Origin of the sequence: Streptococcus jiangjianxini, from assembly GCF_040225085.1 — a bacterium.
GTDB lineage: Bacteria > Bacillota > Bacilli > Lactobacillales > Streptococcaceae > Streptococcus > Streptococcus jiangjianxini.
The window spans coordinates 1-13100 of sequence record NZ_JBEHGL010000022.1 but is presented as its reverse complement, the minus strand read 5'-3'; the positions used below and the strand labels follow the sequence as shown (position 1 = coordinate 13100).

Annotated in this window: 10 protein-coding genes; 8 read left to right on the top strand and 2 right to left on the bottom strand. The window is 38.8% G+C overall.

The features are described from left to right. The first annotated feature begins 18 nt into the window (after positions 1–18). Both ABP870_RS09070 and ABP870_RS09065 read left to right on the top strand, forming a co-directional pair. Positions 19–546, top strand: coding sequence for an ECF transporter S component (locus tag ABP870_RS09070; protein ID WP_350015093.1), 528 nt, complete (start codon positions 19–21; stop codon positions 544–546). Next, entirely contained in the window at positions 512–889 is a 378-nt protein-coding gene (locus ABP870_RS09065) for a DUF4430 domain-containing protein (protein WP_062707318.1), read from the top strand. The genes ABP870_RS09070 and ABP870_RS09065 overlap by 35 nt, the downstream gene beginning before the upstream one ends. A gap of 707 nt (positions 890–1596) precedes the next feature. Here the strand turns inward: ABP870_RS09065 and pepF are convergent. Continuing rightward, a complete protein-coding gene (gene pepF / locus ABP870_RS09060; protein WP_350015092.1) occupies positions 1597–3396 on the bottom strand; it encodes an oligoendopeptidase F in 1800 nt (599 codons plus the stop codon). Positions 3397–3562: 166 nt separating this feature from the next. On the opposite strand from pepF, the gene ppc reads away from it, so the two are divergent. From ppc to tpiA, 6 genes are all read left to right on the top strand, one after another. Beyond that, positions 3563–6352: a phosphoenolpyruvate carboxylase gene (ppc, locus tag ABP870_RS09055; RefSeq protein ID WP_350015121.1), complete on the top strand. Its 2790-nt coding sequence runs from the start codon at positions 3563–3565 to the stop codon at positions 6350–6352. Between the two features lie 136 nt (positions 6353–6488). Further along, positions 6489–7733 carry a cell division peptidoglycan polymerase FtsW gene (gene ftsW / locus ABP870_RS09050; RefSeq protein ID WP_350015091.1) on the top strand — a complete coding sequence of 415 codons (1245 nt, stop codon included), beginning with the start codon at positions 6489–6491 and terminating at the stop codon, positions 7731–7733. Between the two features lie 78 nt (positions 7734–7811). Then, positions 7812–8321: an RNA polymerase sigma factor gene (locus ABP870_RS09045; protein ID WP_350015090.1), complete on the top strand. Its 510-nt coding sequence runs from the start codon at positions 7812–7814 to the stop codon at positions 8319–8321. Continuing rightward, entirely contained in the window at positions 8299–9267 is a 969-nt protein-coding gene (locus tag ABP870_RS09040) for an anti sigma factor C-terminal domain-containing protein (RefSeq protein ID WP_350015089.1), read from the top strand. The genes ABP870_RS09045 and ABP870_RS09040 overlap by 23 nt, the downstream gene beginning before the upstream one ends. A 129-nt stretch (positions 9268–9396) precedes the next feature. Further along, positions 9397–10593 carry an elongation factor Tu gene (gene tuf, locus ABP870_RS09035; RefSeq protein ID WP_062707346.1) on the top strand — a complete coding sequence of 399 codons (1197 nt, stop codon included), beginning with the start codon at positions 9397–9399 and terminating at the stop codon, positions 10591–10593. 582 nt (positions 10594–11175) lie between these two features. Continuing rightward, positions 11176–11925, top strand: a complete 750-nt coding sequence (gene tpiA, locus ABP870_RS09030) for a triose-phosphate isomerase (protein WP_350015088.1) — start codon at positions 11176–11178, stop codon at positions 11923–11925. Between the two features lie 945 nt (positions 11926–12870). Here tpiA and ABP870_RS09025 read toward each other — a convergent pair. Next, positions 12871–13100: integrase core domain-containing protein (locus tag ABP870_RS09025; RefSeq protein ID WP_350015087.1), on the bottom strand; the 230-nt coding region annotated here is incomplete at its 5' end.

Genomic DNA, 13100 nt, shown 5'->3' with positions numbered 1-13100 from the left:
TTTTGAGATAATGGGCTTATGAAAAATGAAACAACATCACGCTTAACAATTCGAAATATTAGTAAAATAGCTATTTTATCTGCCATGTGTGTGGTTTTACGCTATGCTTTTTCAGCCTTGCCTAATATTCAGCCGCTCACAGCCTTGTTTATGATTTTGGTAGAGGTTGAAAGTTTGTGGCTTGCTTCTTTGGTCATGGCTTTAAGTATGCTGATATCTTCCTTTTTACTAGGTTTTGGTCCTTGGGTTGTCTTTCAGATTTTCAGCTTTGGTGTCATTTTACTTATTTGGAAAATAGTGTTAATCAAAAAATGGAATAGTTATTATTTAACGTTTTTTTCAGCTATTTTAGCCTTTTTGTATGGTATGATTATTGATAGTGTTATGGCTGGTTTCTTCAAAATGCCTTGGTGGTCTTATGTGCTGGCTGGACTCTCTTTTAATCTGAACCATGCCCTATCAACACTTGTATTTTACCCAATTTTAGAACATATTTTAAGGAGATTTTATCATGAAAAAAGTTTTAAAACCAATCGTAGTCGCTAGTTCTTTGTTGTTATTAGCAGCATGCTCCAATGATGATGCTAATAAAAAACCAGAATCTGATGAAGTCAAGGTAACGGTATCTGTCAAACCGCAAGGAGAAAAAGCTGACAAAAAAGAAGTCATTGTTGATAAAGATGATTCAGTCATGGATGCCTTAGAAGAAGCGCATGACGTAGAAGACGATAATGGCTTTGTAACTGAGATTGATGGTCACAAACAAGACCCTAAAAAAAATCTTTATTGGATGTATAAAGTTAATGGGAAAATGCCCAATAAAGGTGCTGAAGAAAACACTGTCAAAAATGGTGACAAGATTGAATTTTACCAAGAAATCTCTAAATAATTGAGTCAGACGGACATTGATAATGCTATCAGTGTCCGTTTATTGCTATGTGCCTTTCAGGTCTGTTTTACGCTGAAGGTGTAAACTCAAAAAGCAGCCGGTCAAATGGGTGTTTCCAAATGCAGACAAACTTTTTAATGGATAGCACAACATGACAAATGATAAAAAAGGACTTAGTTCTGTTTTATACAGAACTGAGTCCTTTGCATTATGAATGCTTCAAGGTTTTGAGGCAGTGCAGGTGTTTTTTCTCATAAGCTGTCGATATCGGAACTGTCATCAAGCGCCTTGTCTAAACCGATAAAAAGAATGATACCGATAATCAAGTATATAGAATAAAGGTGCGAAAGGTGCGAAAATACCTGTGGCAATAAGCAACCACTGAGCAAAAATGGTCCCGTTTGTGCACATTTGATAGATACCGAAGATGACATGGACAACACATAAAATCAACCAGATTGTCACTCTTTTTCTAAACATACCAGTCACTCCTTTCGTTAAGTTTATTAGACCTGTTTTTTCAGCGTGATTCAATGAGCATCATAAGGTTCCGATGAAAGATTCTAAAGTCATAGGTTCGTTTTCAACACGCTTATCTTCAGTGGCTACGTTTCATATTGCTAAGAGGGTCTTTAACTTTCTAACCAGAATAAGTTTCAAGTGACCAATCCTACCCATCTTGTGCTTTGACGGTAAAATCATTTAGTTTAGTCATTTTCGAGTTCCTGACTATAAGCAATGATTTGGTCAACGGTATCGCTTAAGAACTGGATAGTGTCACGAAGTGGTTTGTCAGTCGAAATATCAGCCCCAATAATCATAGCCGTATCAAGTGGTGTTTGACTACCACCTGATTTTAGAAAATCTAGCCACTCTTGTGCCCCATTGGCATTTTGCTTAAGATTGAGGAAACCAGCTGTTGAAAGAACTAGCCCAGCAGAGTAGGTATAACTATAGAGTCCCATGTAATAATGGGATTGGCGCATCCAAGTCAAGGCGGCATCGTCATCGATGTCCACAGCATCGCCCCAGAAATCGTTTAAGACTTCCTTCATGAAAGTGTTTAACGTTTCTGCACCGAAGGTACCCCCTGCTTCAATCAAGTCATAAACTTTACGTTGAAAGGCGGCTTCAAGCAAGTGTGTGATGAAGTTATGGAAGTAGGTGTCTGTTAGGCGATGGGCTAAGGCAAAACGTTTTTGACGCGGACTGTCAAATTGGTTTTCCAAATAGTCGCTCAAAAGCAATTCGTTGAAGGTAGATGGAGCTTCTACATAGTAAGTTGACATGTGAGTATTGTAGTAGGATTGGTGGTTGTCTGAGAAGATGAATTGACCTGAATGACCAATCTCGTGGATAAGAGTGTAGACATCAGACATGCGACCTGTCCAGCTCATGAGCACATAAGGATGAACCTTATAAGGGTCAGCGGCATAGCCACCAGAATCTTTATTGTCATTAGCAGCAAAATCAACCCATCGTTCAGTTTGGTAGCGCTTGACCTCTTTGATGTATTCCTGTCCAAGCGGTTCGACGGATTTCATAACCAAATCATAAGCATCATCAATGGAAACTTTTGGGTTAAGGTCGGCGTCAATGTCCAACTTCCAGTCGGCAAAGGTCATTTTGTCTAGCCCATTAACTTCAGCAACATGTTTGAGGTATTTTTGAGCCACCGGTCCAAATTCAGACATGATGAGGTCTATTTGACGATCAAATAGGGTACGGTCAACTTCTTGGTCAGCCAAAAGATAGTCATAGACAGAATCGTAACCACGCATGTCTGCGATTAATTTTTCAGATTTAACCTTGGAAAGGTAAGCAGCGGCAGCAGCGTTTTGATGATGTCTCAAGCCTTTTGAAAATGAACGAAATGCTTTTTCACGAATAGCAGCATTTTCGTGATTTTGGTAGAAATTTTCATAAGTGACAAAGGAATTTTGATAAGTTTTTCCATCAACCTCGAAGTTCTCCATGGTAAAATCACCAGCTCGCATCTTGGTGTAAATATCATATGGAGCATCGAGGACTTCTCTTAAGTTTGATAAAGCTTTTTCAACTTGAGGATCAAGAAGATGCTCTTTTTGGATTTTTGCCTGACGAATGGCTGCACTAAAGTGTGGATCGGCTTCTAATTCATCTAAAATAGCTGAATCAGCCGTTGCTAGAGCGGTATCAAAGAAACTGAGAGCGACACTAGCTTTAGTAGCAAAATCATCTCCTGCCTTAGCGATTTCTGCAAATTCTGCACTTGAAAAGTCAGTCGTTTGAGGCATAAAAGCATAAGTCTCAATGTGACTCATTTGGATGTAGATTTGCTCTAATTCTATGAGTGCCTGTGTGAAATCATCAACTGACTCCAGTTTGTTTTGATAATTATGGACGAAGACATCAATATCTTCTAAAGCTTTTTCAATGGCTAATAGAAAATCTTGGCGGTCTTTGTAAAGGGCTGTCAAATCCCAAAGTTCATTTTCAGGAAATTCTGAACGTTTTTTTAATTCCATGGCTAAACTCCTTTTTTTTATCTAGTATACCAATCTGGGAGAAACTTATCAAAAATAGACCAATTGTTTTTTTAGATTTTAAAGGGTAAAACAGAAGTATCAAGTGCAGTTCGTCACAAAAAGTGATATGATAATGGATAGAAACAAAAAGAAACGGAGTGGTTTTGTGGACATCACCAAATTAGAAAGCAGCAGTAATCAAGCCCTTATTCAAGAAGAGGTTGAGATACTAACTCAGCTTTTAGAGGAGATAACTCAAGGGCTTGTTGGAGAAGGTGTTTACTCGAAAATAAAGGAGTTAACAAGCTTATCAAAAGCCGATGATTATCAAGGCTTACAAGATGTCATCTCTACTATTAGCAATGAAGAAATGGTCTTGATTTCACGCTATTTTAGTATCCTACCTTTACTCATCAATATTGCTGAAGACGTTGATTTAGCCTATGAGGTCAACTATCAAAATAATGTCGATAAGGATTATCTCGGGAAGCTTTCAACGGTTATGGGCATGATTGCGGAGAATGAACAAGGAGCTGATTTCATTAATCATTTAAACGTTGTTCCGGTTTTAACAGCTCATCCTACGCAAGTACAACGTAAAACGATGCTTGAATTGACCAACCACATCCATGAGCTTCTTAGAAAACATCGTGATGTCAAGTTAGGGCTTATCAATCAGGACAAATGGTATTCGGACATGCGTCGATATATCCAGATGATGATGCAAACGGATATTATTCGTGAGAAAAAGCTAAAGGTAAAAAATGAAATCACCAACGTCATGGAGTATTATCCTACTTCCTTGATTAAGGCTATTACTAAATTGACCCTAGAATATAAGTCATTAGCCACCAAGCACGGTATCCCTCTTGAAAATCCAAAACCTATCACAATGGGTATGTGGATTGGTGGTGACCGTGATGGGAATCCTTTTGTAACTGCTGATACCCTTCGTTTATCGGCAATGCTTCAAAGTGAAGTCATCTTAACCTACTACATTGAAAAAATTTCTGAACTCTACCGTCAGTTTTCACTTTCCAATACCCTAACGGCTGTTTCAGAAGGGGTCTTAGACTTGGCTGAGAAATCTTTGGATAGTTCAGAGTTTCGTGAAAATGAACCCTATCGCAAGGCATTTAGCTATATTCAAGCAAAACTAGTCAACACCTTAATTGATTTTAGAGGGTCTGATGCTGAGTTTACAAAGGATTTAAGCAAATTAGGCCAGCTTGCTCGTCAACCGCACACGACGGATTATCATCTAGCCCATGCAAGTCATCGAGGACTTGTTCATGATTTCTATACAAGTGTTGAGGACTTCAAAGCTGATTTAGGGATTATTCGAGACTCTTTAGAAAACAATGGCATGGGGGATTTAATCAAGGGAGATTTCACAGAACTATGTCAAGCTGTTGATGTGTTTGGCTTCTTTTTAGCGACGATTGATATGCGACAAGATTCTAGTGTGCAAGAAGCCTGTGTAGCGGAGCTATTGAGAACGGCTAACATCGAAAATAACTATAGTTCTTTATCTGAAGATGAAAAATGTCAGCTGTTATTGAAAGAATTAGTAGAAGATCCTCGTCAGCTATCTGCTACAAATACTCCAAAGTCAGAACTCTTAGAGAAAGAGTTAGCCATTTATCAGACAGCGCGTGAGTTGAAAGACCGTCTTGGGGAAGATGTTATTAAACAACATATTATTTCTCACACGGAAACAGTTTCAGACATGCTAGAGTTAGCTATCATGCTTAAAGAAGTTGGTCTTTTGGATAAGGACCATTCTCGGATTCAGATTGTGCCGCTTTTTGAAACGATCGAAGATTTGGAAAATGCTAAGGGCATTATGGCAGATTATTTGAATCTTGATATTGTGACATCTTGGCTAAAAGACCATCAAGGATACCAAGAAGTGATGCTTGGCTATTCAGACTCCAATAAAGATGGTGGCTATCTTGCTTCTGGTTGGACCCTTTACAAGGCTCAAAATGAGTTGACAAAACTTGGTGAAGCGTTTGGCGTTAAAATGACCTTTTTCCATGGTCGGGGTGGAACTGTCGGTAGAGGTGGAGGGCCATCATACGATGCCATCACTTCACAGCCATTTGGCTCTATCAAAGATCGCATTCGCTTAACAGAGCAAGGTGAGGTTATTGGCACTAAATACGGAAATAAGGATTCAGCCTACTATAACTTGGAGATGCTGATTTCAGCAACGCTTGACCGCATGGTAACGCGTATGATTACAGATCCCAATAAAATAGACACATACCGTTCGATTATGGAGGAGATTGTCTATGATAGTAATCTTATCTACCGCGATCTTGTCTTTGGCAATCCTCATTTTTATGACTATTTCTTCGAAGCAAGTCCAATAAAAGAAGTCTCTAGCCTCAATATCGGATCGCGTCCTGCAGCACGCAAAACGATTACCGAAATTTCTGGACTTCGTGCTATTCCTTGGGTATTTTCATGGTCTCAAAACCGTGTCATGTTCCCAGGTTGGTATGGTGTAGGATCAAGTTTTCAACGTTTTATTGATAAGGAGCCAGGAAACCTAGCAATCTTACAAGAGATGTATCAAGCATGGCCGTTCTTTAGATCACTCTTAGCTAATGTGGATATGGTCCTCTCAAAATCAAATATGAACATTGCCTTTCAATATGCTCAGATGGCTGATAACCAAGAAGTTAGAGATGTTTTCTTGACCATTCTGGATGAGTGGCAATTAACCAAGAATGTGATACTAGCTATCGAGAAGCATGAAGAATTATTGGAAGAACTTCCAAATCTAAAAAATAGTTTGGATTATCGCTTGCCATACTTCAATGTCTTAAACTACGTGCAAATTGAGTTGATTAAACGTCTTAGAGCCGGACAGCTTGATCCAAGCCAAGAAAAATTGATCCATATTACTATCAATGGTATTGCTACTGGCTTACGTAATTCAGGTTAATAATAGAGAAAACTGGAAGCAGATTCCAGTTTTTTGATGATTTTAGATTTTAATGGCGTCCAAGTCAGCTTCTGATTGGGCTTTTCTAGGAAAGATGTTATAATGGCTAATGTTATAAATGGAAAGATTATAAAATATGCATATCGAAAAAAAACACCTTCTTAATTATTCGATACTCTTGCCCTACTTGATTTTATCAGTGTTAGGCTTGATTATCGTCTATTCCACAACAAGTGCAACCTTGGTTGATTACGGCTTAAACCCATTCAAATCGATGATAAATCAAGGAAGTTTCTGGTTTATCAGTCTTTTAGCCATCTTATTTATCTATCGTCTAAGGCTTAACTTTTTGAAAAATTCAAAGGTTCTCACCGGAGCATTAGCTATTGAGGTGATACTCTTGGTGGTGGCACGCTTTTTTACACAAGAGGTAAATGGCGCACACGGCTGGATTGTTATTGGACCAGTCAGTTTTCAGCCTGCAGAGTACCTGAAGATTCTTGTGATTTGGTATCTGGCGTTCACCTTTAGTCGACGACAAAAATCAATAGCTGTCTACGATTATCAAGCCTTAACTAGAAGGCGTTGGTGGCCTAAAAATGGAAATGATCTCACGGACTGGCGTCTTGTCTGCTTACTATTGATCGGTTTGGTAGCTGCTCAACCCGACCTTGGAAATGCGGCTATTATTGTATTGACCGTTCTAATCATGATTACCGTTAGCGGCATTGGCTATAGATGGTTTTCGGCTATTTTCTTAACGATAACCATAGCATCAACACTTTTTCTAGGCCTTATCGGACTTGTGGGTGTTGAAACAATGGCTAAGGTTCCGGTGTTTGGCTACGTCGCTAAACGTTTCAGTGCCTTTTACAATCCCTTTAAAGATTTAACAGACTCGGGACATCAGCTAGCCCATTCTTATTATGCTATGAGCAATGGCGGTTGGTTTGGTCTGGGGCTGGGCAATTCCATTGAAAAAAGAGGTTACCTTCCCGAAGCAACAACAGACTTTGTTTTTTCAATTGTCATGGAAGAGTTGGGGATGATTGGCGCCTGTTTGATTTTGGCTCTTGTTTTCTTCTTAATTCTCAGGATTATTCTGGTTGGTCTTAAAGCTAAGAATGCCTTCAATTCAATGATGGCTATTGGTGTTGGTGGCATGATGCTTATGCAGGTCTTTGTCAATATCGGAGGTATTTCTGGATTGATCCCATCAACCGGGGTTACGTTTCCTTTTCTTTCTCAAGGGGGGAATAGCCTTTTAGTGTTGTCTGTAGCAATTGCTGTTGTTTTAAATATCGATGCCAACGAAAAACGTGCTGAAATCATAGAAGAAGCAGAAAGAGAAGCCGCTAAAGTAGAAGTAGAAGACCTATAAAACCAGATTTTTCTGGTTTTTTTGTTACCTTTTGACGTTTTAGATCGTTATATTAGTGAAAGGTGGTGATGGCTAAGCGTGAAATTGGATGACTACGAACAAAGTCTAGTTGAAATAGCTAAAGAGATTTCATTTTACTTACAAAAAGGAGGTGCTTCAAGGGCAGATGCTGATGATATTTCACAGGACCTATTTGTCAAACTATTAGAAAGTGGTATTGACTTACCTTTTTCGAAATTGCGGGCTTGGATGTATCGGACCGCCATTCGAAAATACATTGATAGCTATAGACGTCACGTGACCTATCAGGCTATCTTGCAAAAAGAATTTTTCACGGAAGCAGCTACGCTAACCCCTTTCGATCAAGAGGATACAAGTGATTTAGAAGATATCTTAAAGCAATTACCGGAAGTCTACTTTTTGGTTATCGATCTCTTTTATTTTCAAGACTTTTCCATTAAAGAGATAAGTCGCTTACTAGGTGTTAGACAAGCGACAGTAAAAATGCGCTTGTCCAGAGCTAGAAAACAAATAAAAAAACTAATAGAGAAAGAAGGAAAAACTTATGAATTCACCAAACCACTTTGAAAAAATAGCGAAAAAATCAAAACGTAAACATACTATAAAAACGGTTATTTATTCCTCAATGCTCGCTATCCTAGTGTTAGGATTAGGAGGTAAAGGTCTGACAGAGTTAACCAGTAGGAATGGGCGACGTATTTTAGAACGTTATGAATTCTTGAACAATATAGCCTATCCAAATATGTTTTATAAAAATTATTATTTCAATGCTGCTGGTTTGTTCTCAGGAGAGTTTCAGTCTAATCGTGTTAAAAACATTGATGGGATTGAAGTTCCTTTTGAACCCATGAAGGTTAAGTACTCCCTAACACAAGAATCAAGCCATGACAGTACTTCAAGGGGCTTATGGGACTCTAAAGAAACGGGTGTATATAGTCAAGGGCAACAGCTCAAAATACCAGTTTTTTACAATGTCAATCATTCTTACACAGATGAAGTAGATCCAGTCGTGACGCAGGATTTGAATCTTATCCAAAAAATGAGTAATCAAGCAGTTGAAGTAGCCGTTACCTTTGACAAGCCCTACACTTACTCAGAAATTCAAAAAATGATCCCCAAGAATGTATTAGTCAACTGGTACTGGATTGGTAGCAAAAGCCAGTTTGACACCACACAGTTTGCTACGGACAACACTTTAGGGGTTATGGGAGATGATGAGGGCAGGCTATCTCCTAGTACTTTCAAGGAGTTCCGACACTATCTGAAGAAGGGAAGTCAATCATCATGGCTAGATAGTAGTTATAATAGTGCCGGAAATAAAAGGGTGCTGATTAAAGATGAAGCTAAGGCTTATGTCAAAACGAATAAGACTCTCAAAGAAGCAACCTTTTCAGGAATTCTAATTAGCGGACGCTCTGAAAATTTGGCGAAGCTGAAAGATAAAGACTGGGTTTTTGCATCTAATGTTGGTCAATCTGTCCAAATTCAACCTTACCACCAATTGACAAAATAGCTAGAAATACCGAAAAACGTATAAAACACTTGCAATTCTACAACTTTCTGATAGAATAAAAGAGTAAAGTTAGACTGTATTGCCTACTGTCTATCTATAAAATATATTTTATTGGAGGCTTTTCCTAAAATGGCAAAAGAAAAATACGATCGTAGTAAAGCTCACGTCAACATTGGTACTATTGGACACGTTGACCACGGTAAAACTACATTGACTGCAGCTATCACAACTGTTTTGGCACGTCGTTTACCAAGTTCAGTTAACACACCAAAAGATTACGCTTCAATTGATGCTGCTCCAGAAGAACGCGAACGCGGAATCACAATCAACACTGCACACGTTGAGTATGAAACAGAAAACCGTCACTATGCGCACATCGATGCTCCAGGACACGCGGACTATGTTAAAAACATGATCACTGGTGCGGCTCAAATGGACGGAGCTATCCTTGTTGTGGCTTCAACTGATGGACCAATGCCACAAACTCGTGAGCACATCCTTCTTTCACGTCAAGTTGGTGTTAAACACTTGATCGTCTTCATGAACAAAGTAGACCTTGTTGATGACGAAGAATTGCTTGAGTTAGTTGAAATGGAAATTCGTGACCTTCTTTCAGAATACGAATTCCCAGGTGATGACCTTCCAGTTATCCAAGGTTCTGCTCTTAAAGCTCTTGAAGGAGATACAGCTCAAGAAGATGTTATCATGGAATTGATGGCAACTGTTGATGAGTACATTCCAGAACCAGAACGTGACACTGACAAACCATTGCTTCTTCCAGTTGAGGATGTATTCTCAATCACTGGACGTGGTACTGTTGCTTCAGGACGTATCGACCGTGGTACTGTTAAAGTTAACGACGAAGTTGAAATCGTTGGTATCAAAGACGAAATCACTAAAGCAGTTGTTACTGGTGTTGAAATGTTCCGTAAACAACTTGACGAAGGTCTTGCTGGAGATAACGTTGGTGTTCTTCTTCGTGGTGTTCAACGTGATGAAATCGAACGTGGTCAAGTTCTTGCTAAACCAGGTTCAATTAACCCACACACTAAATTTAAAGGTGAAGTTTACGTTCTTTCTAAAGAAGAAGGTGGACGTCACACTCCATTCTTTGATAACTACCGTCCACAGTTCTACTTCCGTACAACTGACGTAACTGGTTCAATCAAATTGCCAGAAGGTACTGAAATGGTAATGCCTGGTGATAACGTAACTATCGAAGTTGAGTTGATCCACCCAATCGCCGTTGAACAAGGTACTACTTTCTCTATCCGTGAAGGTGGACGTACTGTTGGTTCAGGTATTGTTTCAGAAATCGAAGCTTAATTTTTACAATTAAGTTTTCCCAAAATAACAATTAGAGTCAGACAACTTCTAATTGAGCACTTCCCTTGGGAAGTGCTTTTTTTGGATTCTTTGCTAACTGTAGGGCTTATCACTAAGCACATGCTCGCAGTCCACGTAGGCGCCCTCTTGATTGCCCAGAAGGCTATGTTAAGGAATATCCCGATGCCTTCTTCTTAATAGAAATAGCAGACCGTTTTGACTGTAGCCTCTCTTTTGGTCGGGCAGCGTTAAAAAAGTGAACATCACTTTGAAAAAAACACAATCTATAAAGAACAAGATAATGACAAAGTGAGACACTATCTTGATGGTTCAGCATGCTTTCCTAATTTTCTTAATACACCAATTGGTTATATTGACGAGACTGGTATTGATACCTATCTTTACCGCCAAAAACCAGAGCTTTAGAAGGTCAAAAGCCTTATGCCAAAGTGAGTAGGCATTGTTATGGAAGGGTTTCTGAAAGTATGTGAAAATAATAGCGATATTTAAGCAATTCCTTTAAATCTAGCAATTTTTATGGTAAAATGTAAACGTACTATAAAAATAGAAGAGGTATGTGAAATGTCACGTAAACCAATTATTGCCGGAAACTGGAAAATGAACAAAAACCCTCAAGAAGCTAAAGCTTTCGTTGAGGCTATTGCAGGTAAATTACCAACAACTGATAGAGTAGAAGCAGCGATTGCAGCTCCAGCTGTTGACTTGGTAGCTTTGCTTGATGCTAATGTTGAAGGACTTAAAGTTGCCGCTCAAAATACTTATTCAGAAGATGCTGGTGCTTTCACTGGCGAAACTTCTCCAAAAGTATTATCAGAAATGGGCGTAGACTACGTTGTTATCGGTCACTCAGAACGTCGTGACTATTTCCACGAAACTGATGAAGATATCAACAAAAAAGCACATGCTATCTTTAAAAATGGTATGACTCCAATCATCTGTTGTGGTGAGTCTCTTGAAACTTATGAAGCCGGTAAAGCTGAAGAGTTTGTAGGAGCACAGGTTTCAGCAGCACTTAAAGATTTGTCAGCAGATCAAGTATCATCACTTGTTATTGCTTATGAGCCAATCTGGGCTATCGGTACTGGTAAATCAGCTACTCAAGATGATGCTCAAAAGATGTGTAAAGCAGTCCGTGACGTTGTTGCAGCAGATTTTGGACAAGAAGTGGCAGACAAAGTTCGTGTACAATACGGTGGTTCAGTTAAGCCTGAAAACGTTGCTTCTTATATGTCTTGCGAAGACGTTGATGGAGCACTTGTTGGCGGTGCTTCTCTTGACCCAGAAAGCTTCCTTGCTTTGCTTGAATTCTAGTCTAAAATATACCTTTCAAACGTTTCCGAAAGCGTTTTGAATAATGCTTTTGAAGAGAATGTTAAGCTATGCTTGACAGTTAAAGCTAATAAAGAGGCTCTATAATTTCTGTAGTGAGTAACTTCACTGCAGAAGTTATAGAGCTTTTTGAGTATAGAAAAAGGTCTCTTATAATTGACTTATCATGAAAAGCGATTAACCTCACATTAGAGAGGCAATACGGAATGTTTTTAACAATGCTACATATTTAATTGGGATAAAGCCCCAAATGTCATTATTGGAAAAGCTATCAAACACCAGTCCCACGTTGAAATCAGGGTTACACTAGATTACTCTGTTCTTATATGGTTGGGCTACGATCAAATATGATTTTCAAAAAGCTCCAACACTTTCTCTTATTGACATCTAAAGGATACCAATCCTGGCTCTCTCATAAACCATCTGATCCATGGAGGTTTAGATAAACGTTGAGATCGCGTGATATTATTGAGAACCATCAGATTTCTAAGGCGAACTTCGCTATTACTATGATCTTTATCAGCTACTGTTGTTACTTCATTCAAGGGAAGAATCATCTATCCTTTTTCAACTCATAGTGGATCAGGCGACACAAATCAATCCTAACTCCTGGGTTATTTCCAGAATATTTATAAAATAAAAGAATTATATCACTAATACGATAAATAGTCTTATTATGACGCTAGGCTTGAAACCACAAAGAAACTCATTAAAGACACCCAACACTAGACTTCTGGTCTTCGAAACTTTTACAATGTTAACATTATCATTATCATTACTTTGAAGTAAGCGATCAATACATCTCGTTATGAGTGGTTACTGATAAACTTGACAAATGGTAGAAAAAAGCCAGATATTCTGAATACAGATATATTATTCAGTGAAAAGGCAACCCTTTTCTGTACAACTTTTATAAAGTGTTTTTTGTTAAGCGATAACTCGCCTAGCCATTGGTGTTTGATAGTTGAGACTGCCGTGAATGCGATGATGATTCCACCAGTGGACGTAGTCCTTGGTTTTAAGATTTAGCTCTTCAACTGAATGAAAGATTTCTTGATTAATAAACTCCAGTTTGAAAGAGCGATAGGTGCTCTCAGCTACGGCATTGTCATAAGGACATCCTGCTTGACTAAGTGAACGAGTGATACCGAATGCTC